This is a genomic window from Klebsiella sp. WP4-W18-ESBL-05, from assembly GCF_014169075.1.
Taxonomy (GTDB): Bacteria; Pseudomonadota; Gammaproteobacteria; order Enterobacterales; family Enterobacteriaceae; genus Kluyvera; species Kluyvera ascorbata_B.
Genome location: NZ_AP022057.1, coordinates 4,781,355 through 4,802,682, shown reverse-complemented (window position 1 = coordinate 4,802,682; position 21,328 = coordinate 4,781,355). Strand labels below are relative to the sequence as shown.

The following is a 21,328-nucleotide window of genomic DNA, read 5'->3' as shown; positions in this document are numbered from 1 at the left end:
GATGACCATAGATACGCAGAGTCTGCGGCCGCTTTTTACTGAATGGGCCCGAATCATGGAGGCTAACAAAACGGTGCTGACCGAGTTGGATAGCGTGGTTGGCGACGGTGATTTGGGGCTGACCATGAGCGATGGTTTCGCGGCGGCGGCGCGCTACGCGCAGCAGAGCGACGAACGTGACGTAGGGCGATTTTTCTATATGGCGGGCAAGGTGATGGCTTCGGCGGTGCCGTCGACCATGGGCACGCTAATGGCTTCCGGACTGATGCAGGCGGGTAAGTCGTTTAAAGGTCGGGAGGTGCTGGGCTTTACGGATGCCGGCGCGCTGTTTCAGGCCTGGTACGATGGCGTGCAGCAGCGTGGTAAAGCGCAGCCGGGAGAAAAAACTTTTCTTGATGGTATGGCCCCTGCGCTGGTGGCGCTGCACGCCAGCGATGAACCGCAGACGGCAGCGAGGAAAGCACTGTTGCTGGCGCAGCAGGGCGTGCAGCAGACGACGGGCATGCTGGCAAAGCATGGCCGTGCGGCGATTCACGGTGAACGGTCGCGCGCATTTGTCGACCCTGGTGCAATGGTCGCGCAGCTCCTGATCCAGGGCTATTTTAACTTCGTACAGGCTATGTGTCCGTCAGACGGACTGTAAGTAAGGAGCCAAAATTATGTTGAAAGAAGTGGTGAAAATCAGCAATCAGCACGGCATTCACGCGCGTCCAGCTGGGGTTCTGGCCAAGGCCTGCGCGCAGTATCAATCGCGGATCGAGATGATCTACGACGGTAAGGTTATCAAGGGAAAAAGCATTATGAGTATTTTGGGGGCCGGTATTAAAGGCAAAGGATCGTTGGAGATCATCTGTAGCGGCAGCGATGAGCGAGAAGCGATGGCGAAGTTGAAAGTGCTGTTTGCGGAAGGTTTCGGTTTTGACTAGGCTCGGGGCGGTGAAAAAAGGGTTCATGTTTTCACATGAACCCAGCGCCTGATGGCGCTTCGCTTATCAGGCCTACAAATTTCAATGTGTAGGCCGGGTAAGGCGTAGCCACCACCCGGCATCAGTGAACTACAGCGTGATGACGTCGAATTCGACTTCGGTATTCACGTCAGCATCGTAATCCACTTCGTCGAGGCCAAAACCGAACAGGTTCAGGAATTCCTGCTTGTACCCTGCATAGTCAGTTTCTTGCGCCAGGTTTTCGGTGGTGATCAGCGGCCACAGGTCGCGACATGCCTGCTGAATGTCTTCGCGCAGTTCCCAGTCATCCATACGGATACGCTGGTTGTCATCAAGCGCCACTTTGTCGCCATACAGGCTGGTGGTCATCAGACGGTTGATCTGCTCGATACAGCCTTCATGAATCCCCTGTGCTTTCATCAGTTTGAAGACCATGGAGATGTACAACGGCATTACCGGAATGGCGGAAGACGCCTGAGTGATAACGGACTTCAGTACGGCAACGTTCGCGGAACCGTGCAGCGGAGCCAGCTGGTTACGCAGTTCGCCCGCGGCGCGATCGAGGTCTTCTTTTGCTTTGCCCAGCGCGCCGTGCCAGTAGATTGGCCAGGTCAGGTCGGTACCGATGTAGGAGTAGGCTACGGTTTTCACGCCGTCAGCCAGCACACCGGCTTCGCTCAGCGCGCCCATCCACAGTTCCCAGTCTTCGCCGCCCATAACGGTGACGGTGTTCTGCACTTCTTCTTCGGTTGCCGGCTCAATGCTGGCGGTGATGATCTGATCTTTGTTGGTATCGATCGCTTTAGAGGTGTAAACCTCACCGATTGGCTTCAGCGCAGAACGGACGATTTCACCGGTTTTCGGCATTTTACGCACCGGGGAAGCCAGTGAGTAAACCACCAGGTCAATCTGACCCAGGTCTTCTTTGATCAGTTTGATGACTTCATCGCGGCATTCATCAGAGAACGCGTCGCCGTTGATGCTCTTGGCATACAGGCCTTCACGTTTTGCTGCCTCATCGAAGGCTGCAGAGTTATACCAGCCCGCGGAACCCGGTTTGGTTTCCGTGCCTGGTTTTTCGAAAAATACGCCGATAGTGGCGGCACCGCTGCCAAACGCGGCGGAAATTCTGGACGCCAGGCCATAACCGGTGGAAGCACCGATGACCAGCACGCGGGAAGGGCCGTTAGCGATTTTCCCGTTTTTCTTCACATAATCGATCTGTTTTTCCACATTGACTTTGCAGCCAGTCGGATGGGTCGTTGTACAGATGAATCCACGAATTTTTGGTTTGATTATCATAATGATGGCTAATTAAGTTTGTATTTTCGCTGTCAAGTGCGCAATGACACCGTCTGTTCTGGCTTGCTTAACATAATGGTTAACAAGCCCCCCACTGCACCTCTGTTTTCAGCACCTTAAAACTCAATGAGGAGGAGGTCTGACAAACATCGGCCACGGAACCGGCTGATCCGCCGGGCATTCTCAGTCATGCAAATTCCGCTTATCTATTATGGCACGGGGCATTATACAGAAAAGGAGCGTCAATACTGAATCTACCACTGATTTTCGCCGTCCGGCGCTGTGTCCAATGGCGCAACGGGATGCATGTACGAACATGCACCCCGTTGAATGATGGCGATAATCAGTTAGCCCCGCTGGGCAAATTCGGCCATAAACCGCAGGATCAGCGCCATGGAGACGGCGCCGGGATCGCAGTGCCCGATGGCCCGCTCGCCCAGATTCTTTGCCCGTCCGAAGCGGGCAACCATGGCCGCGGTTTTTTCCGATCCCACCATAGCCGCCTGTGCGCAGTGGGATAGCGATTCAGACAACGGTAGCGCAACGTCAGCGTTGGCTCGCTCAGACGCTGCGGCCAGTGCATCGACCATCGTTTTATCACCGGGCTTTGCGCCGCCGCGTTGGTGGATGGCCTGCATGCCTATCGCCAGCCACTCGGCCAGCGCGGCAGCATCAAAGTCAGTCTGGCCCATCATCCCTTTTCCTCCAGTGCGGAAGAGGGTGCCGAAAATGGCCCCGGAAGCGCCGCCCATGCTGGTCATCAGCCGCGTCCCGCTATGCAAAAGACAGTCGCCGATATCGGCGGGTGCAAAATCGGCGGATGTGAGTAAAGCGTGTAGCGCGGTAAAGCCGCGCTTGATGCCAATACCGTGGTCGCCATCGCCAATGACCTGATCGAGCGCGGTCAGGCGTGGTTCACTGGCGATCATTCCCTCACAGACATACCGTAGGCAAGCGGTGAATTGCGTTACATTCATCTTATTTTCTCCAGCCGAGCGTATTAATGGGGTAGTCATACAGACGCTGCATTTCCGCATCTAGCCGCAGCAGGCTGAGTGAGAAGCCAGACATCTCCAGCGAGGTACAGAAATGTCCCACCTGCACGTCATAGGTGGTGATGTCACGTTCTGCCAACGCCATACCGACTTTACGGGCTACCACCATCAGCTCGGTGTTGCTCAGCGCCCCCAGATTATTGATGCTGACGCAGACCTTATCGCCCCGATCAAACGGCAGGTCATCGCCCAGTCGTGCGATCATCATCTCCACCAGTTCATCGGTCTGCGGCAGAGGAATGCGGCACAGCCCGGGCTCGCCGTGTATACCAATTCCCAGTTCGATCTCATTTTCTGCCAGGCTAAAATTAAAGGTGTCGGACTGCGGTAAAGCGCAGCCGCTGAGCGCCACGCCGAGGGTACGCGTATTGTGGTTGGCTTTCCGCGCCAGCGCTTCCAGCGCGGGCAGCGTGTAATGCTCAAACTGTGCTGCCGCCCCCGCCAGCTTGTATAAAAATGCCAGCCCGCCGACGCCACGACGGTCAGACATTCTTTCTGGCGGTGCAGAGGCAATATCATCGGTGGCGCGAACGGTACGGCATTCAATGCCTTCTTCCGCGAGGATCTCGGTGGCGATATCAAAATTCATGCCGTCGCCGGAGTAGTTCCCGTAAAGAAACAGCACGCCGTTGCCCTGATGAACGGCGCGGCTGGCCTCAATAATCTGGTCGGGAGAGGGAGAGGTGAAAACCTCGCCGAGCGCGCAGGCGTCGATCCCGCCTTCACCGACAAACCCGGCGAAGGTGGGTTCATGGCCGCTGCCACCGCCGCTGACGATAACGGTCTGCGCCGCTGATTCTACCGTTCGATAGACCGCGCAGTATTCCGCCAGAGGGTGGAGTTTCCCCATCCCCGCATATACGAGCCCCTGCATGATTTCGCTGCGGATATTATCGGTGTTGTTGAACAGCTTTTTGGGTTTCTGCATTGTTACTCCCTCTCGTAAGGTACTGTTTCTTTACAGACGATTTTACCTGCGACGCTCGTTTTCCCCTGGCACCTTTGATACCAATTAATCTCCCGACGAAGGGGCATTATTTCAGGTTGCGCTTAGCGGGAATTGGCGATAGTTATGAAGCGAGTGATGACACTATTCAGCGAGGCAGGCAGATGGCGGGACGCTTTCAGGGATTTGCACAAGAAGGGCTCGATTTTCTTCAGCAGGTGCGAATAGAGAACGATAAAACATGGTTTGAAGAGCACCGATTTATCTACGATCGCAGCATTCTCACGCCTTTTCGCGCGCTGGTGGACGATTTAGCGCCGACGATGCTGGAGATAGACCCGCAGCTTGAGACGCGGTCGGCGATTGGCAAAACGCTGTCGCGCATTCATCGTGACACGCGTTTCTCGCACGATAAATCGCTGTACCGCAGCCGGATGTGGCTCACTTTCAAACGTTCGGCGAAAAACTGGACCGATGCGCCAGCATACTTTTTTGAAATCAGTCCAGATACCTTGCGCTATGGGCTGGGCTACTACAGCGCCAGCAGGCCGACCATGGATCTGTTCCGTCATACGCTGCAACAACGTCCGCAGCAGTTTTTGTCGGTGGCCGAGTGCTGCGGCGCGCCGTTTGAGCTGGTGGGTGAAAGTTACAAACGGCTGCGGGCTAAGGGCCTCGACCTGACGATTTCCGACTGGTATCACCGCAAATCCTTTGCTGCAATGGCGACGGATACCGACGTGGAAAAACTGTTCCACGCCGATCTGGTCACGCAGTTAGCCGACGGCTTTCGCCAGCTGGAGCCGCTGTACCAGTGGCTGATGACGGTGGAAACGATGAAACAGATTGACCCGGAAGACCTGTAGTCATCACTTTCCGTCGTCGATTTTTCTCTCGAGGACGATCTTCCAGAACGCATCGATCAGCGGTTCATGCAGCCGCTTTTTCGGCGCGCAGACGCCCAGCTCGAACGGAGTTTTCTCGTCGCTGCGCTCTAAAATCATCACGCGGTTACGTACCGGCTCCGGGCTGTTTTCCAGCACCACTTCCGGCAGTAGCGCCACGCCGCAGCCCAGCGCCACCATTGAAACCATCGCCTCGTGGCCGCCCACCGTAGCGTAAATCGATGGGTTGCTGATTTTATGACGGCGGAACCACAGCTCAATGCGGCGGCGTACCGGCCCCTGATCGGCCATGATAAACGGTACCGTCGACCAGTCGGGTTTCTCGACGGAAACCTGATTACGCACCGGGCAAGGCAGCGCCGGGGCAATCAGGACGACCGCCAGATTCTCTAACATGGAAAACGCTACCGCGCCGGGCAGCGTCTCGGGCTTACCGGCAATCGCCAGATCGGCCTCGCCGGTGACCACTTTGTCCATCGCATCGGCGGCGTCGCCGGTGGTGAGCTTGATTTCCACCGACGGATGTTCGGCGCGGAAGCGGTCGAGGATTGGCGGCAGATGGCTGTACGCGGCGGTCACCGAACAGAAAATATGTAATTCACCCGACAGCGACGGCCCTTGTTGGTCAAGCGTGTGGCGCAGCTGCTGGTATTGCAGCAGCGTCTGCTGGGCGAATACGCGCAGCTCTTCGCCCGCTTCGGTCAGCGTGACCGTACGGTTATCGCGTACAAACAGCGGCTGACCGAGGTCTTCTTCCAGGCGCTGAATTTGTCGGGAGAGCGTGGAGGGGCTGACGTGCATCGCCCGCGCGCTGCGGCCAAAGTGGCGGCTATCCGCCAGATGCAGGAACATTTTCAGATCGCGTAAATCCACGAATTCTACTCCCTCTTTTAACGTTGCAGAAATTGCAATGTGACGTTGTGAATATATCAATTTCCGCAATAAATTTCCTGTTGTAATGTGGGTACATTCTCGCTGAAACGCGAACCGAACAATAAGACAGTACAACATCACGAGGTACCACCATGGCTAACTACTTTAATACACTGAACCTGCGCCAGCAGCTGGCGCAGCTGGGCAAATGTCGCTTTATGGGTCGCGACGAATTCGCCGATGGCGCAAGCTACCTTCAGGGTAAAAAAGTGGTCATCGTCGGCTGTGGCGCACAGGGTCTGAACCAGGGCCTGAACATGCGTGACTCCGGTCTGGATATCTCCTACGCTCTGCGTAAAGAAGCCATTGCTGAGAAGCGTGCTTCCTGGCGTAAAGCGACTGAAAACGGCTTCAAAGTGGGCACCTACGAAGATCTGATCCCGCAGGCTGACCTGGTGGTTAACCTGACCCCGGACAAGCAGCACTCTGACGTAGTACGTTCCGTACAGCCGCTGATGAAAGACGGCGCGGCGCTGGGTTACTCCCACGGCTTCAACATCGTGGAAGTCGGCGAGCAGATCCGTAAAGACATCACCGTTGTGATGGTGGCGCCGAAGTGTCCGGGTACTGAAGTGCGTGAAGAATACAAACGTGGTTTCGGCGTTCCAACCCTGATCGCCGTTCACCCGGAAAACGATCCGAAAGGCGAAGGCATGGCTATCGCCAAAGCGTGGGCCGCAGCTACCGGCGGTCACCGTGCGGGTGTACTGGAATCCTCCTTCGTGGCAGAAGTGAAATCTGACCTGATGGGCGAGCAGACTATCCTGTGCGGTATGCTGCAGGCAGGTTCTCTGCTGTGCTTCGATAAGCTGGTGGAAGAAGGTACTGACCCGGCATATGCTGAAAAACTGATTCAGTTCGGCTGGGAAACCATCACCGAAGCGCTGAAGCAGGGCGGCATCACCCTGATGATGGACCGTCTGTCTAACCCGGCGAAACTGCGTGCTTATGCGCTGTCCGAACAGCTGAAAGAGATTATGGCGCCGCTGTTCCAGAAACACATGGACGACATCATTTCCGGCGAATTCTCTTCCGGCATGATGGCTGACTGGGCTAACGACGATAAGAAACTGCTGACCTGGCGTGAAGAGACCGGTAAAACCGCGTTCGAAACCGCCCCGCAGTTTGAAGGTAAAATCGGTGAGCAGGAGTACTTCGATAAAGGCGTTCTGATGATTGCGATGGTGAAAGCGGGCGTTGAGTTGGCGTTCGAAACCATGGTTGATTCCGGCATCATCGAAGAATCTGCTTACTACGAATCACTGCATGAATTGCCGCTGATCGCGAATACCATCGCCCGTAAGCGTCTGTACGAAATGAACGTGGTTATCTCCGATACCGCAGAATACGGCAACTACCTGTTCTCTTACGCTTGCGTACCGCTGCTGAAAGAGTTCATGACCACCCTGCAGACCGGCGATCTGGGCAAAGCGATTGCCGAAGGTGCGGTAGACAACGCGCAACTGCGCGACGTGAACGAAGCGATTCGCAGCCACGCTATCGAGCAGGTTGGTAAGAAACTGCGCGGTTACATGACCGATATGAAACGCATTGCCGTTGCTGGCTAAATAGGATGTCGGGTGGCGCTTGCGCTTACCCGACCTACGCACAGCAGATGTAGGCCGGGTAAGGCGTAGCCGCCATCCGGCAAAAAAATCCCGGCGCCTGAACGCTCCGGGATTTTTTATTAGTTACGGTACAGCACCTTAATGATGTGATAACCGAACTGGGTATGCAGCGGGCCGGTCGGCTCCAGCACCGGGCAGGAGAAGACGACTTTATCGAACGCCGGAACCATCTGGCCCTGACGGAATTCACCTAAATCACCGCCGCGTTTGCCTGATGGGCAGATGGAATGCTTTTTCGCCAGCTTGCCGAAGTCTGCGCCGTTTTTAATCTGCTCCAGCAGATCCAGGGCCAGTTTCTCTTCTTTAACGAGGATATGCAGTGCTGCTGCTGTTTTCGCCATGATTGTGCCTTCAAAAGGGGATCAATGAGGCTGGCGATTTTAGCATGGCTTATCGGCGATACAGCACTTTGATGATGTGGTAGCCAAATTTGGTCTTGACCGGTCCGTAGGGTTTCAGCAGCGGACAGCTGAAAACGGCGGCATCAAATGGTCCCACCATCATCCCCTGTTTAAATTCACCCAGATCGCCGCCGTTGCGCCCGGAAGGGCAGCGAGAGTAGCGTTTCGCCAGATGATCGAAGCTGATACCACGATCCAGTTTGCTCAGGATCTCCAGAGCCAGTTTTTCTTCTTTTACCAGGATATGCAGGGCTGCCGCGCTCTTTGTCATGGGCTCTATCTCGTCGTGGGGGGCTATCCAATACTTTACCATCTGGCGGGTAAATCTCCGCCTGACTTTCTGCTACAATCCACACCCCCGTGTTTACAGATTGAGCAATCCCTTTATGCGTTTGAACCCCGGACAACAACAAGCCGTCGAATTCGTCACCGGACCTTGCCTGGTGCTGGCGGGGGCGGGTTCCGGTAAAACTCGCGTTATCACCAATAAAATCGCCCATCTGATCCACGCCTGTGGCTATCAGGCGCGGCACATTGCCGCGGTGACCTTTACCAATAAGGCCGCGCGCGAGATGAAAGAGCGCGTAGCGCAAACGCTGGGGCGCAAAGAAGCGCGTGGGCTGATGATTTCCACGTTCCACACCCTGGGGCTGGATATCATCAAGCGTGAATATGCCGCGTTGGGAATGAAGTCGAACTTCTCGCTGTTTGACGATACTGACCAGACCGCGCTGCTCAAAGAGCTGACCGAAGGGCTGATCGAAGATGACAAGGTGGTGTTTCAGCAGCTGATCTCGACGATCTCCAACTGGAAAAACGATCTGATGACGCCAGCGCAGGCGGCGGCCAGTGCGAAAGGCGAGCGCGATCGTATCTTTGCCCACTGCTATAGCCTGTACGATGCGCATATGAAGGCGTGCAACGTGCTGGACTTTGACGATCTGATCCTGCTGCCGACGCTGCTATTGCAGCGCAATGAAGAAGTGCGCGAGCGCTGGCAAAACAAAATTCGCTACCTGCTGGTGGATGAGTACCAGGACACTAACACCAGCCAGTATGAGCTGGTGAAACTGCTGGTGGGGCAGCGCGCCCGTTTTACCGTGGTGGGTGATGACGATCAGTCTATCTACTCGTGGCGCGGCGCGCGTCCGCAGAACCTGGTGCTGTTGAGCCAGGATTTCCCGGCGCTGCGGGTCATCAAGCTGGAGCAGAACTACCGTTCGTCCGGGCGTATTCTGAAGGCGGCCAACATTCTGATCGCGAACAACCCACACGTGTTTGAAAAGCGTCTGTTCTCCGAACTGGGCTACGGACCGGAGCTGAAGGTACTGAGCGCTAATCATGAAGAGCACGAGGCGGAGCGCGTCACCGGTGAGCTGATCGCCCACCACTTTGTGAACAAAACGCAGTATAAGGATTACGCCATCCTTTACCGTGGCAACCACCAGTCGCGGGTGTTTGAAAAATTCCTGATGCAGAACCGCATCCCGTACAAAATTTCCGGCGGCACGTCGTTTTTCTCGCGCCCGGAAATTAAAGATCTGCTGGCTTATCTGCGCGTGCTGAGCAACCCGGATGACGACAGCGCGTTCCTGCGTATCGTCAACACGCCGAAACGCGAGATCGGCCCCGCGACGCTGCAAAAGCTCGGCGAATGGGCGATGACCCGTAACAAAAGCCTGTTTACCGCCAGCTTCGATATGGGGCTGAGTCAGACGCTCAGCGGGCGTGGCTATGAATCGCTGACCCGCTTTACCCAGTGGCTGGGGGAAATTCAGCGCCTGGCAGAGCGTGAGCCGATTGCCGCCGTACGCGATCTTATTCACGGCATTGATTACGAATCCTGGTTGTTTGAAACCTCGCCTAGCCCGAAAGCCGCCGAAATGCGTATGAAAAACGTCAACACGCTGTTCAGCTGGATGACGGAGATGCTCGAAGGCAGCGAGCTGGAAGAGCCGATGACCCTCACGCAGGTGGTTACCCGCTTTACCCTGCGCGATATGATGGAGCGCGGTGAAAGTGAGGAAGAGCTGGACCAGGTACAGCTAATGACCCTGCACGCCTCAAAAGGGCTGGAGTTTCCTTATGTCTTCCTGGTTGGCATGGAGGAGGGGCTGTTGCCGCACCAGAGCAGCATCGATGAAGATAACGTCGACGAAGAGCGTCGCCTGGCCTATGTGGGCATTACCCGCGCGCAGAAAGAGCTGATTTTTACCCTGTGCAAAGAGCGCCGTCAGTATGGTGAGCTGGTGCGTCCGGAGCCGAGCCGTTTCCTGCTGGAACTGCCGCAGGATGATGTCATTTGGGAGCAGGAGCGGAAGGTCATTACCGCCGAAGAGCGGATGCAGAAAGGGCAGAGCCATCTGGCAAACCTGAAAGCCATGATGGCGGCAAAGAAAGCGAAATCGTAGGCCGGATAAGCGTCAGTGCCATCCGGCAATGCGATGAACTTTAGCGTACTTCCAGCGGCCAGTGGATATAGCTTTGCCACTGGCGCTCTTGTTCCACCATCTCACGCCCGAGCGGGTGCGCGTCCAGCCAGCCATCCGGCAGGGTGACCGTCAGATTGTCGCCGTCGGCGGTAAGCGTAATGTCTGGCAGAAGGTCGTCGCGGCGACGGCTGGCAAACAGAATCGCCAGGCGCAGCAGACGACAGAGGTGCTCGGCTACGCGCGGCGGTACGGCGTTCTGCTGGTGCAGCGACGGCAGGTTGACGGCGCTGGTCTGGTTAAGCAGCAGCGTCGCAAGCAGCTTTTTCTGTGCAGGCGTGAAGCCCGGCAGATCGAGGTTACGCACCAGATAGGCGGCGTGCTGCGGCGCTTGTTTGAAATCGACGCTGAGGCCAATCTCGTGCAACGCACAGGCGCTGAGCAGAAGTTCGCGGCTCAGCGGCTCCAGTTCCCAGCTTTTAGCGACCTGATCGGCAAAATTCGCTGCCAGATGTTCCACACGGCTGGCCTGTTCAATATCAACCATAAAACGGCGCTGAATATTGCGCAGCGTGCGGCTGCGGATATCTTCATCGACCGCCAGATGCAGCATGCCGTAGACCAGCCCTTCGCGCAGTGCGCCGCCGGCTAGCGTCATGCACTGGATATTCAGTTCGGTGAAAATGGCAATAAGGATGGCTAGCCCGCTTGGGAAAACCAGCGCCCGCTCCAGCGTCAGCCCTTCAATTTCCAGCTCTTCCAGACGGCCGCATTGAATCGCGCGCTGTTTCAGCTGCTGCAGCTTAGCGAGGGTGATGCGTTCATCCATTCCCTGCGCCATCATAATTTCTTGTAATGCCTGAACCGTACCGGAGGCACCAACGCAGACCTTCCAGCCGTGATGACGCAGCTCATCGGCGACCGGTTTCAGCACGTCGCGGGCGGCGCGTTCGGCTTCATCGAAATGTTCCTGCGCGAGGTTGCGGTCGGTGAAGTAGCGCTCAAGCCAGGTCACGCAGCCCATCGACAGGCTGAACAGCGAGGTGGTTTGCGCGCCGGTGCCGGTGACCAGTTCGGTGCTGGCACCGCCGATATCGACCACTAAACGACGATCGTCGCCGCCGGTGGTGTGCGCCACGCCCTGATAAATCAGGCGCGCTTCTTCTTCGCCGCGGATAACCTGCACCGGGCAACCGAGAATGTCCTGCGCTTTGGCAATGAAGACATCGGCATTAACGGCCAGACGCAGCGTTGCGGTTGCGACGATGCGGATTTGCGTCGGGGGAATATCCTGTAGCCGTTCGGCGAACAGGCGCAGGCACTGCCAGCCCCGCTCCATGGCTTCCGTCGACAGGATGTTATCCTGGCTCAGCCCGGCGGCCAGACGCACTTTACGCTTGATGCGGGTGAGCGTCTGGATGCTTCCCGCCACCTCGCGCACAATCAGCATATGAAAACTATTGGAACCGAGATCGATAGCTGCATATAGCGAGGTGGAAGTGAGCATAGCGTTTCTTTAACCTGAACGACGACGATTACGTGGCGCGCCTGAACGACGCGGGCCGTTACCCTGACGAACGCGCGTCAGACGCAGCGGCTTCGGCAGTTCGGTTAACAGCGCATCCGGATTGTACTTACTGACCGGAATAGAATGACCGGTGTAGGCTTCAATGGCCGGCAGGTTCAGCGCATACTCTTCACATGCGAGGCTGATCGAGTGACCGCTAGCGCCCGCGCGACCGGTACGGCCGATACGGTGAACGTAATCTTCGCAATCATCCGGCAGGTCGTAGTTAAAGACGTGCGTTACGGCTGGGATGTGCAGACCACGCGCTGCGACGTCGGTTGCGACCAGAATATCGAGATCGCCACGGGTGAATTCTTCGAGAATACGCAGGCGTTTTTTCTGTGCAACGTCACCGGTCAGCAGACCAACGCGGTGACCATCGGCTGCCAGGTGGCCCCAGATGTCTTCACAGCGGTGCTTGGTGTTGGCGAAGATGATCGCGCGGTCAGGCCACTCTTCTTCCAGCAGCGTTTGCAGTAAACGCATTTTCTCTTCGTTGGAAGGGTAGAACAGCTCTTCTTTAATACGGTGACCCGTTTTCTGCTCTGGTTCGACTTCCACGTATTCGGCGTTGTTCATTTGCTCGAACGCCAGTTCACGTACGCGATAGGACAGGGTGGCAGAGAACAGCATATTCAGGCGTTGGGTAGCCGGCGGCATGCGGCGGAATAGCCAACGAATGTCTTTAATAAAGCCGAGATCGTACATGCGATCGGCTTCGTCCAGCACCACCACCTGAATCGCGCCCAGGTTGATGTGGTTCTGTTTTGCATAATCAATCAGACGACCGGTGGTGCCGATAAGAATATCGACGCCGCTTTCCAGCACTTTCAGCTGTTTGTCATAGCCGTCACCGCCGTAGGCCAGGCCCAGTTTCAGGCCGGTTGCCTGAGCCAGCGGCTCGGCATCAGCGTGAATCTGTACCGCCAGCTCACGGGTTGGCGCCATAATTAAGGCGCGCGGTTGATTCACCTGGCGGTCAGCAACTGCCGGGTGAGAAAGAAGATAATGAAACGTTGACGTCAGGAACGCCATCGTTTTTCCGGTACCGGTTTGCGCCTGTCCAGCCACATCACGTCCAGCAAGCGTCAGCGGCAAAGCCAGCGCCTGAATGGGCGTGCAATTATAAAACCCTTTGGTTTCAAGGGCTTCAACCACTTTAGGGTGCAGGGCGAAGTCGGAAAACTTCTGTTCAGTTAAATGTGTTTTGCTCATAGTGTGGTAGAATATCAGCTTACTATTGCATTAAGAAAGCGTATCCGGTGAAATAACGTCAACCTTTGTTGGCGAAGTCAACATCAACACCTCGTTGGTTAATGCTACACCAACACACCAGGCTTATTCCTGTGGAGTTAAATATGAGCGATAAAATTATTCACCTGACTGACGACAGTTTTGACACGGACGTACTCAAGGCTGACGGGCTGACACTCGTCGATTTCTGGGCAGAGTGGTGCGGTCCGTGCAAAATGATCGCCCCGATTCTGGATGAAATCGCTACGGAGTATCAGGGTAAACTGACCGTTGCGAAACTGAACATCGATCAGAACCCGGGCACTGCACCGAAGTATGGCATCCGCGGTATCCCTACGCTGCTGCTGTTCAAGAATGGCGAAGTGGCTGCAACCAAAGTTGGCGCGCTGTCTAAAGGCCAGCTGAAAGAGTTCCTCGACGCCAACCTGGCGTAAGTTATTCTCCTCGGGCGTCCCGTGTTCTTAATTTAAGCAGAACTCTGGACGCCCGGCTTTAGTCGTGCTAAGTTAAGTTTGACTTCGTTTTAAACATACCTTGTTTGAATCTTGTTTGACCCAAACCTCCCGTCGCGTTTAGCCACGTTCAGAGGTTGAAAAATTCCAGGCTTGTCACTCTTTCCGTCTTGTCGTTTCAGTTCTGCGTACTTTCCTGTGACCAGGCAGCGAACAGACATGAGTTGATGGCCGTAAACAGGCACGGATGACCCTGCCATACCATTCACAAATTAAGTTCGAGATTTACCCCGAGTTTAAGAACCCACACCATTATGAATCTTACCGAATTAAAGAATACGCCGGTTTCTGAGCTGATCACTCTCGGCGAAAATATGGGGCTGGAAAACCAGGCTCGTATGCGCAAGCAGGACATTATTTTTGCCATCCTGAAGCAGCACGCGAAGAGTGGCGAAGATATCTTTGGCGACGGTGTGCTGGAGATACTGCAGGATGGATTTGGTTTCCTCCGCTCCGCAGACAGCTCCTACCTCGCCGGCCCTGATGATATCTACGTTTCCCCCAGCCAAATCCGTCGTTTCAACCTCCGCACTGGTGACACCATCTCTGGTAAGATTCGTCCTCCGAAAGAGGGTGAGCGTTACTTTGCGCTGTTGAAAGTTAATGAAGTTAACTACGACAAGCCGGAAAACTCGCGCAACAAGATCCTGTTCGAGAACTTAACCCCGCTGCACGCAAACTCTCGTCTGCGTATGGAGCGCGGCAACGGTTCTACCGAAGACTTAACCGCTCGCGTACTGGATCTGGCCTCGCCGATCGGTCGCGGCCAGCGTGGTCTGATCGTGGCACCGCCGAAAGCCGGTAAAACCATGCTGCTGCAGAACATCGCGCAGAGCATCGCTTACAACCACCCAGACTGCGTGCTGATGGTGCTGCTGATTGACGAACGTCCGGAAGAAGTGACCGAGATGCAGCGTCTGGTGAAAGGTGAAGTTGTCGCTTCTACCTTCGACGAACCCGCATCTCGCCACGTTCAGGTTGCGGAAATGGTTATCGAGAAAGCGAAACGTCTGGTTGAACACAAGAAAGACGTTATCATTCTGCTCGACTCCATCACCCGTCTGGCACGTGCGTACAACACCGTCGTTCCGGCTTCAGGTAAAGTCCTGACCGGTGGTGTGGACGCCAACGCCCTGCACCGTCCGAAACGTTTCTTCGGTGCGGCACGTAACGTGGAAGAGGGCGGCAGCCTGACCATCATCGCGACGGCGCTGATCGATACCGGCTCTAAAATGGATGAAGTTATCTATGAAGAGTTTAAAGGTACCGGCAACATGGAACTGCACCTCTCTCGTAAGATTGCGGAAAAACGCGTCTTCCCGGCTATCGACTACAACCGTTCTGGTACCCGTAAAGAAGAGCTGCTCACCACGCCTGAAGAGCTGCAGAAAATGTGGATCCTGCGCAAAATCATCCATCCAATGGGCGAGATCGATGCGATGGAGTTCCTCATCAACAAACTGGCAATGACCAAAACCAACGACGATTTCTTCGATATGATGAAACGCTCGTAAGATTCGGTTTTTTGCCGACAAACGCCACACAATTGTGTGGCGTTTTTGTTTTTAGGAGTTTCGCCGATAGGGCTACGCTTTTTTTTCACGGACAATTGCGGTTTACGGCTACAATAATAGCTAGTTCGCAAAATCGGTTATAAATCAGGCGAGTTTCCCCAATATTCGTCAGCCTTGCTCTTCTGATGAGTTGCTATCGTGGGTATACTTTCGCTACTAATATTCGCAGCGAGTATAAATTGTGAGTTTACTGACCGTCGGTACTGACTTGCTCAGTATCTTTTTGTTCACCACCGTGTTTCTTTTTTTCGCCCGTCGGGTGGCAAAAAAGATCGGTTTGGTGGATAGACCTAATTTTCGTAAACGTCACCAGGGGATTATCCCGCTTGTGGGCGGCATCTCTGTGTATGCCGGGATCTGCTTAACTTTTGCGATTGCCAATTACTATATACCTCACGCCTCACTGTATCTCGCCTGTGCTGGCGTGCTGGTACTGGTGGGGGCGCTAGACGACCGCTACGATATCAGTGTCAAAATTCGCGCCACCATCCAGGCGCTGATTGGCATCATCATGATGACCGCTGGCGGCCTCTATTTGCGCAGCCTGGGCTACATCTTTGGCTCATGGGAGCTGGTGCTCGGCCCGTTTGGCTTCTTCCTGACGCTGTTTGCGGTGTGGGCCATCATCAATGCATTCAACATGGTTGACGGTATCGACGGGCTGCTTGGCGGCCTGTCGAGCGTCAGCTTTGGCGCAATTGGTCTTATTCTGTGGTTTGATGGGCAGACGAGCCTGGCGATGTGGTGTTTCGCGATGATTGCCGCCATTCTGCCTTATATCATGCTGAACCTGGGCGTACTGGGGCGTCGCTATAAAGTGTTTATGGGCGATGCCGGCAGTACGCTGATCGGCTTCACGGTCATCTGGATCCTGCTGGAAACTACCCAGGGTACGCATCACCCGATTAGCCCGGTGACTGCGCTGTGGATTGTGGCGATCCCGCTAATGGATATGGTCGCCATCATGTACCGCCGACTGCGTAAAGGCATGAGCCCGTTCTCGGCTGACCGTCAGCACATCCACCATCTGATCATGCGTGCAGGCTTTACCTCTCGTCAGGCTCTGGTCCTGATCACGCTTGCCGCTGCGCTGCTTGCGGGTATCGGCGTGGCCGCCGAATACACGCGCGTTGTGCCAGAATGGGCCATGCTGATACTGTTCCTGATGGCTTTCGGTCTTTATGGCTACTGCATCAAGCGAGCCTGGAAAGTGGCGCGCTTTATTAAACGCGTGAAGCGCAGAATGCGCCGGAACAGTGAAAAAAATCCAAAATTAACCAAGTAAAACTGGGGTAGTAATGACGCAACCATTACCGGAAGCACAGTCAGCAAGTGCGGAGAATGAACTGGATATTCGTGGCCTGTTTCGCGCGTTGTGGTCGGGGAAACATTGGATTGTCGGCCTTGCGGTGCTGTTTGCCGCCGTGGTGCTGATTTATACCTTTTTTGCCCGGCAGGAATGGAGCACCACGGCGATCACCGATCGGCCAACGGTCAATATGCTGGGTGGCTACTATTCTCAGCAGCAGTTCCTGCGCAATCTGGACGCGAAGGTCAACCCGACGACCGCGACGCCGCCTTCGGTGATGGATGAAGTCTACAAAGAGTTCATCATGCAGCTGGCCTCCTGGGACACCCGCCGTGACTTCTGGTCGCAGACCGACTATTACAAACAGCGGATGGTGGGGAATTCCCGCGCCGATGCGGCGCAGCTGGATGACCTGATTAACGATATTCAGTTTACTCCCGGCGATGCACAAAAGAGCGTGAGCGACAGCATTAAGCTGACGGCGGAAACCGCCGCAGATGCCAATAACCTGCTGCGCCAGTACATCGCGTTTGCCAGCGAACGTGCAGCAGGGCATCTGAATGATGAACTCAACGGCGCCTGGGCTGCGAGAACGATTCAAGTGAAAGCGCAGGTGAAGCGTCAGGAAGAGGTCGCCCAGGCGATTTTCAACCGCCGTCTGCATAGCATTGAAGCGGCGCTGAAAATTGCGCAGCAGCACAATATTAACCGCAGCGTGACGGACGTTCCGGCCGATGAGTTACCGGATTCCGAGCTCTCTTTACTGGGTCGTCCAATGCTGCAGGCGCGTCTGGAAAACCTGCAGGCCGTGGGGCCGACGTTTGACCTCGATTACGATCAGGGCCGGGCAATGCTGACGACCCTCAACGTAGGGCCGACGCTGTCGAAAAGTTTCCAGACTTACCGGTATTTGCGTACGCCTGAGGAGCCGGTGAAACGTACCAGTCCGCGGCGCGTATTCCTGATGGTCATGTGGGGCATCGTCGGCGCATTGGTGGGTGCCGGGGTGGCATTGGCGCGTCGTCGCACGTAGTAAATACCCATCAATGATGAAGGGCGATGGGCCTGGTTCATCTATAGAAGAGAATCGATGTGAAAGTTCTGACTGTATTTGGCACACGTCCGGAGGCGATCAAAATGGCGCCTCTGGTCCATGCGCTAGCAAAGGATCCTCATTTTGAGGCAAAAGTATGCGTCACCGCACAGCATAGGGAAATGCTTGATCAGGTGCTACACCTCTTCTCCATCGTTCCGGACTATGACCTCAACATCATGAGTCCAGGACAGGGTTTGACCGAAATAACCTGTCGTATTCTGCAGGGGTTAAAGCCGGTTCTGGAATCCTTTAAGCCGGACGTCGTGTTAGTGCACGGTGACACGACGACCACGGCCGCCGCTAGCCTGGCGGCCTTTTATCAGCGTATTCCCGTTGGTCATGTGGAAGCGGGCCTGCGCACCGGCGATCTTTACTCGCCGTGGCCGGAAGAAGCCAACCGTACGCTTACCGGGCATCTGGCGATGTATCACTTTGCGCCAACTGAAAACTCGCGCCAGAACCTGCTGCGAGAGAATCTGTCGGACACGCGTATTTTCGTCACCGGCAATACGGTGATTGATGCCCTGTTCTGGGTGCGCGATCGGGTGATGGGCGACGAGGCGCTGCGCGCCGATCTCGAACAGCGCTACCCGTTCCTGAACAATGGCAAAAAGATGATTCTGGTTACCGGCCATCGCCGCGAAAGCTTTGGCCAGGGCTTTGAACAAATCTGTCACGCGCTGGCTGAAGTCGCGGCGTCGAACCCGGACGTGCAGATTGTTTATCCGGTACACCTGAACCCGAACGTCAGTGAACCGGTGAACCGCATTCTGGGCCATATTGATAATGTGATACTGATCGAACCGCAGGACTATCTGCCGTTCGTCTGGCTGATGAATCACGCCTGGCTCATTCTGACCGACTCTGGCGGTATTCAGGAGGAAGCCCCGTCGTTGGGCAAGCCGGTACTGGTAATGCGCGAAACCACCGAACGGCCGGAGGCGATTGATGCCGGTACGGTGCGCCTGGTGGGCACGGATAGCCAACGCATTGTGGACGAAGTCACGCGCCTGCTGCGCGATGATGAAGAATATCAAAGGATGAGCCGGGCCCATAACCCCTACGGGGATGGCCGGGCATGCGAACGTATTTTAGCTGCATTAAAAAATAATCAGGTAACGCTATGAGTTTTTCAATCCTCTCGGTGATCGGTCTGGGCTATATCGGCCTCCCTACTGCGGCAGCCTTTGCCTCGCGGCAAAAACAGGTGGTGGGCGTAGACATTAATCAGCACGCGGTGGACACCATCAACCGCGGTGAAATTCATATTGTCGAACCCGATCTAGACAGGGTCGTTAAAACGGCGGTGGCCGACGGATATTTGCGTGCGACCACCGTACCAGAAGCCGCCGATGCTTACCTGATTGCCGTGCCGACGCCGTTTAAAGGCGACCACGAGCCGGATATGGTTTACGTGGAGGCCGCCGCGCGCTCCATTGCGCCGGTGCTGAAAAAAGGGGCGCTGGTTATTCTCGAGTCGACCTCTCCGGTAGGCGCAACCGAGCAGATGGCCGGTTGGCTGGCTGACATGCGCCCTGACCTGACTTTCCCACAGCAGGTGGGCGAGCAGGCGGATATCAACATCGCCTATTGTCCGGAGCGCGTGCTGCCGGGTCAGGTGATGGTCGAACTGATTAAAAATGACCGCGTGATCGGCGGGATGACGCCGGTGTGTTCCGCGCGCGCCAGCGAGTTGTATAACATTTTCCTTGAAGGTGAATGCGTGGTGACCAACGCCCGCACCGCCGAGATGTGCAAACTGACGGAAAACAGCTTCCGCGACGTTAACATCGCCTTTGCTAACGAACTGTCGCTGATTTGCGCCGATCAGGGGATTAACGTCTGGGAATTGATTCGCCTTGCTAACCGCCACCCGCGCGTCAATATCCTCCAGCCGGGCCCGGGCGTGGGCGGCCACTGTATCGCCGTCGACCCCTGGTTTATCGTGGCGCAGAACCCGGACCAGGCGCGCCTGATCCGCACCGCGCGCGAAGTGAACGATCACAAGCCGTTTTGGGTTATCGACAAGGTCAAAGCCAACGTCGCCGACTGCCTGGCCGCCAGCGACAAACGCGCCAGCGAATTGAAAATTGCCTGCTTCGGGCTGGCCTTTAAACCCAATATTGACGACCTGCGCGAGAGCCCGGCCATGGAGATCGCCGAGCTGATCGCCCAGTGGCACAGCGGCGAAACGCTGGTGGTGGAGCCGAATATTCATCAGCTGCCGAAAAAGCTCGAGGGACTGTGCTCGCTGGTATCGCTAGAGCGCGCGCTGGCCAGCGCCGACGTGATCGTCATGCTGGTTGACCATACCCAGTTTAAAGCGATCGGTAGCGAAGCGATTACCCAGCAGTACATCGTTGATACGAAAGGAGTCTGGCGTTGAAACGGATTCTGGTTACCGGCGGCGCGGGCTTTATTGGCTCCGCAGTCGTTCGCCATATCATTAGCCAGACGTCGGACAGCGTGGTGGTGGTGGATAAGCTCACCTATGCTGGCAATCTGGCCTCGCTGGCACCGGTGGCGCAGGATGCGCGCTTTGCCTTTGAACAGGTTGATATCTGCGATCGTCCGGCGCTGGACCGTATTTTTGCGCACTACCGCCCGGACGTCGTGATGCACCTGGCGGCGGAGAGCCACGTCGATCGGTCTATCGATGGCCCGGCGGCGTTTATTGAAACCAATATTGTCGGCACCTACACGCTGCTGGAAGCCGCACGTGGCTGGTGGTCGACGTTGGATGACGCGGGCAAGTCGGCGTTCCGTTTCCACCATATTTCCACCGATGAAGTGTATGGCGATCTGCATTCAACGGATGATTTCTTTACCGAAACCACGCCGTATGCGCCTAGCAGCCCTTACTCCGCATCAAAAGCCAGCAGTGACCATCTGGTGCGCGCCTGGCTGCGTACCTACGGCCTGCCGACGCTGATTACCAACTGCTCAAATAACTACGGCCCGTATCACTTCCCGGAAAAACTGATCCCGCTGACGATTCTTAATGCGCTGGCCGGCAAGCCGCTGCCGGTGTACGGCAACGGACAGCAGATTCGCGACTGGCTGTACGTCGACGATCACGCGCGCGCGCTTTACCTTGTCGCCACCGAAGGCGGCATCGGTGAAACCTACAATATCGGCGGTCACAACGAGCGTAAAAATATTGAGGTGGTCGAGACCATCTGCACGCTGCTGGAAGAGCTGGTGCCGAACAAGCCGCAGGATATTGCGCATTACCATGACCTGATTACCTTTGTCGCCGATCGTCCCGGCCACGATTTACGCTACGCCATCGATGCGGCGAAAATCGCCCGCGAACTGGGCTGGATGCCGGAAGAGACGTTTGAAAGCGGCATGCGTAAAACGGTGCAGTGGTATCTCGCTAATGAAAGCTGGTGGCAGCAGGTACTGGATGGCAGCTACCAGGGCGAGCGTTTAGGTCTGAAGGGCTAATCTCCCCAAGGAGGACAAGC

Annotated in this window: 21 protein-coding genes; 13 read left to right on the top strand and 8 right to left on the bottom strand. The window is 55.8% G+C overall.

Annotation, left to right across the window (positions count from 1 at the left end; genetic code table 11):
• The first annotated feature begins 1 nt into the window (after nt 1).
• Together H7R58_RS22880 and H7R58_RS22875 are read left to right on the top strand one after the other, a co-directional pair.
• Entirely contained in the window at nt 2–643 is a 642-nt protein-coding gene (locus H7R58_RS22880; protein ID WP_106929789.1) for a dihydroxyacetone kinase family protein, read from the top strand.
• A gap of 16 nt (nt 644–659) precedes the next feature.
• On the top strand, nt 660–926 hold the full coding sequence (locus tag H7R58_RS22875; protein ID WP_182929703.1) for an HPr family phosphocarrier protein: 267 nt from the start codon (nt 660–662) through the stop codon (nt 924–926).
• Nucleotides 927–1,055: 129 nt separating this feature from the next.
• Here H7R58_RS22875 and fabV read toward each other — a convergent pair whose 3' ends face one another.
• The 3 genes from fabV to H7R58_RS22860 form a co-directional block, all read right to left on the bottom strand.
• Nucleotides 1,056–2,249 carry an enoyl-ACP reductase FabV gene (gene fabV, locus H7R58_RS22870; protein WP_106929793.1) on the bottom strand — a complete coding sequence of 398 codons (1,194 nt, stop codon included), beginning with the start codon at nt 2,247–2,249 and terminating at the stop codon, nt 1,056–1,058.
• Between the two features lie 347 nt (nt 2,250–2,596).
• Nucleotides 2,597–3,226, bottom strand: a complete 630-nt coding sequence (dhaL, locus tag H7R58_RS22865; protein ID WP_182929702.1) for a dihydroxyacetone kinase subunit DhaL — start codon at nt 3,224–3,226, stop codon at nt 2,597–2,599.
• Nucleotide 3,227: 1 nt separating this feature from the next.
• Nucleotides 3,228–4,232 carry a dihydroxyacetone kinase subunit DhaK gene (locus H7R58_RS22860; RefSeq protein WP_106929797.1) on the bottom strand — a complete coding sequence of 335 codons (1,005 nt, stop codon included), beginning with the start codon at nt 4,230–4,232 and terminating at the stop codon, nt 3,228–3,230.
• A gap of 182 nt (nt 4,233–4,414) precedes the next feature.
• Between H7R58_RS22860 and H7R58_RS22855 the strand changes: the two genes are divergently transcribed.
• The gene (locus H7R58_RS22855; RefSeq protein WP_182929701.1) at nt 4,415–5,116 is read left to right on the top strand and encodes a DUF2461 domain-containing protein; all 702 of its coding nucleotides are present in this window, start codon (nt 4,415–4,417) and stop codon (nt 5,114–5,116) included.
• A 3-nt stretch (nt 5,117–5,119) separates the two neighbouring features.
• On the opposite strand, the gene ilvY is transcribed toward H7R58_RS22855, so the two are convergent.
• Nucleotides 5,120–6,028, bottom strand: a complete 909-nt coding sequence (ilvY, locus tag H7R58_RS22850) for an HTH-type transcriptional activator IlvY (protein ID WP_106929801.1) — start codon at nt 6,026–6,028, stop codon at nt 5,120–5,122.
• Nucleotides 6,029–6,180: 152 nt separating this feature from the next.
• Between ilvY and ilvC the strand changes: the two genes are divergently transcribed.
• A complete protein-coding gene (gene ilvC, locus H7R58_RS22845; RefSeq protein ID WP_071696996.1) occupies nt 6,181–7,656 on the top strand; it encodes a ketol-acid reductoisomerase in 1,476 nt (491 codons plus the stop codon).
• Between the two features lie 119 nt (nt 7,657–7,775).
• Here the strand turns inward: ilvC and ppiC (H7R58_RS22840) are convergent, their stop codons facing one another.
• Nucleotides 7,776–8,057 (bottom strand): peptidylprolyl isomerase PpiC, encoded by a 282-nt coding sequence (gene ppiC / locus H7R58_RS22840; RefSeq protein ID WP_001140251.1) that lies wholly within the window; start codon nt 8,055–8,057, stop codon nt 7,776–7,778.
• 49 nt (nt 8,058–8,106) lie between these two features.
• A complete protein-coding gene (ppiC, locus tag H7R58_RS22835; RefSeq protein WP_106929805.1) occupies nt 8,107–8,388 on the bottom strand; it encodes a peptidylprolyl isomerase PpiC in 282 nt (93 codons plus the stop codon).
• 115 nt (nt 8,389–8,503) lie between these two features.
• On the opposite strand from ppiC (H7R58_RS22835), the gene rep reads away from it, so the two are divergent.
• Nucleotides 8,504–10,528 carry a DNA helicase Rep gene (gene rep / locus H7R58_RS22830; RefSeq protein WP_106929807.1) on the top strand — a complete coding sequence of 675 codons (2,025 nt, stop codon included), beginning with the start codon at nt 8,504–8,506 and terminating at the stop codon, nt 10,526–10,528.
• A 40-nt stretch (nt 10,529–10,568) separates the two neighbouring features.
• Here rep and gppA read toward each other — a convergent pair whose 3' ends face one another.
• Together gppA and rhlB are read right to left on the bottom strand one after the other, a co-directional pair.
• Nucleotides 10,569–12,053: a guanosine-5'-triphosphate,3'-diphosphate diphosphatase gene (gene gppA / locus H7R58_RS22825; protein ID WP_182929700.1), complete on the bottom strand. Its 1,485-nt coding sequence runs from the start codon at nt 12,051–12,053 to the stop codon at nt 10,569–10,571.
• 9 nt (nt 12,054–12,062) lie between these two features.
• A complete protein-coding gene (gene rhlB, locus H7R58_RS22820) occupies nt 12,063–13,328 on the bottom strand; it encodes an ATP-dependent RNA helicase RhlB (protein ID WP_106929811.1) in 1,266 nt (421 codons plus the stop codon).
• A 143-nt stretch (nt 13,329–13,471) separates the two neighbouring features.
• Here rhlB and trxA point away from each other — a divergent pair, with 143 nt between their 5' ends.
• The 8 genes from trxA (at nt 13,472) to rffG (ending at nt 21,308) form a co-directional block, all read left to right on the top strand.
• Nucleotides 13,472–13,801: a thioredoxin TrxA gene (trxA, locus tag H7R58_RS22815; RefSeq protein ID WP_106929813.1), complete on the top strand. Its 330-nt coding sequence runs from the start codon at nt 13,472–13,474 to the stop codon at nt 13,799–13,801.
• A gap of 162 nt (nt 13,802–13,963) precedes the next feature.
• Entirely contained in the window at nt 13,964–14,047 is an 84-nt protein-coding gene (locus tag H7R58_RS22810) for a rho operon leader peptide (RefSeq protein WP_106929928.1), read from the top strand.
• Between the two features lie 86 nt (nt 14,048–14,133).
• Nucleotides 14,134–15,393 (top strand): transcription termination factor Rho, encoded by a 1,260-nt coding sequence (gene rho / locus H7R58_RS22805; RefSeq protein WP_035895778.1) that lies wholly within the window; start codon nt 14,134–14,136, stop codon nt 15,391–15,393.
• Between the two features lie 241 nt (nt 15,394–15,634).
• Nucleotides 15,635–16,738, top strand: coding sequence for a UDP-N-acetylglucosamine--undecaprenyl-phosphate N-acetylglucosaminephosphotransferase (gene wecA / locus H7R58_RS22800; RefSeq protein ID WP_106929815.1), 1,104 nt, complete (start codon nt 15,635–15,637; stop codon nt 16,736–16,738).
• Between the two features lie 13 nt (nt 16,739–16,751).
• Nucleotides 16,752–17,795: an ECA polysaccharide chain length modulation protein gene (wzzE, locus tag H7R58_RS22795; protein WP_182929699.1), complete on the top strand. Its 1,044-nt coding sequence runs from the start codon at nt 16,752–16,754 to the stop codon at nt 17,793–17,795.
• Between the two features lie 59 nt (nt 17,796–17,854).
• Nucleotides 17,855–18,985, top strand: a complete 1,131-nt coding sequence (gene wecB / locus H7R58_RS22790; RefSeq protein ID WP_106929819.1) for a non-hydrolyzing UDP-N-acetylglucosamine 2-epimerase — start codon at nt 17,855–17,857, stop codon at nt 18,983–18,985.
• Nucleotides 18,982–20,244: a UDP-N-acetyl-D-mannosamine dehydrogenase gene (gene wecC, locus H7R58_RS22785; protein WP_106929821.1), complete on the top strand. Its 1,263-nt coding sequence runs from the start codon at nt 18,982–18,984 to the stop codon at nt 20,242–20,244. Before wecB ends, wecC begins: the two co-directional genes overlap by 4 nt.
• A complete protein-coding gene (gene rffG / locus H7R58_RS22780; protein ID WP_182929698.1) occupies nt 20,241–21,308 on the top strand; it encodes a dTDP-glucose 4,6-dehydratase in 1,068 nt (355 codons plus the stop codon). Before wecC ends, rffG begins: the two co-directional genes overlap by 4 nt.
• The last annotated feature ends 20 nt before the right edge of the window (nt 21,309–21,328 follow it).

What these genes read in the sequence shown, in the direction of transcription:
- H7R58_RS22880 (WP_106929789.1), top strand. Translation starts at nt 2, where the DNA reads ATGACCATAGATACGCAGAGTCTGCGGCCGCTTTTTACTGAATGGGCC.
- H7R58_RS22875 (WP_182929703.1), top strand. Translation starts at nt 660, where the DNA reads ATGTTGAAAGAAGTGGTGAAAATCAGCAATCAGCACGGCATTCACGCG.
- fabV (WP_106929793.1), bottom strand. Translation starts at nt 2,249, where the DNA reads ATGATAATCAAACCAAAAATTCGTGGATTCATCTGTACAACGACCCAT.
- dhaL (WP_182929702.1), bottom strand. Translation starts at nt 3,226, where the DNA reads ATGAATGTAACGCAATTCACCGCTTGCCTACGGTATGTCTGTGAGGGA.
- H7R58_RS22860 (WP_106929797.1), bottom strand. Translation starts at nt 4,232, where the DNA reads ATGCAGAAACCCAAAAAGCTGTTCAACAACACCGATAATATCCGCAGC.
- H7R58_RS22855 (WP_182929701.1), top strand. Translation starts at nt 4,415, where the DNA reads ATGGCGGGACGCTTTCAGGGATTTGCACAAGAAGGGCTCGATTTTCTT.
- ilvC (WP_071696996.1), top strand. Translation starts at nt 6,181, where the DNA reads ATGGCTAACTACTTTAATACACTGAACCTGCGCCAGCAGCTGGCGCAG.
- ppiC (WP_001140251.1), bottom strand. Translation starts at nt 8,057, where the DNA reads ATGGCGAAAACAGCAGCAGCACTGCATATCCTCGTTAAAGAAGAGAAA.
- ppiC (WP_106929805.1), bottom strand. Translation starts at nt 8,388, where the DNA reads ATGACAAAGAGCGCGGCAGCCCTGCATATCCTGGTAAAAGAAGAAAAA.
- rep (WP_106929807.1), top strand. Translation starts at nt 8,504, where the DNA reads ATGCGTTTGAACCCCGGACAACAACAAGCCGTCGAATTCGTCACCGGA.
- gppA (WP_182929700.1), bottom strand. Translation starts at nt 12,053, where the DNA reads ATGCTCACTTCCACCTCGCTATATGCAGCTATCGATCTCGGTTCCAAT.
- rhlB (WP_106929811.1), bottom strand. Translation starts at nt 13,328, where the DNA reads ATGAGCAAAACACATTTAACTGAACAGAAGTTTTCCGACTTCGCCCTG.
- trxA (WP_106929813.1), top strand. Translation starts at nt 13,472, where the DNA reads ATGAGCGATAAAATTATTCACCTGACTGACGACAGTTTTGACACGGAC.
- rho (WP_035895778.1), top strand. Translation starts at nt 14,134, where the DNA reads ATGAATCTTACCGAATTAAAGAATACGCCGGTTTCTGAGCTGATCACT.
- wzzE (WP_182929699.1), top strand. Translation starts at nt 16,752, where the DNA reads ATGACGCAACCATTACCGGAAGCACAGTCAGCAAGTGCGGAGAATGAA.
- wecC (WP_106929821.1), top strand. Translation starts at nt 18,982, where the DNA reads ATGAGTTTTTCAATCCTCTCGGTGATCGGTCTGGGCTATATCGGCCTC.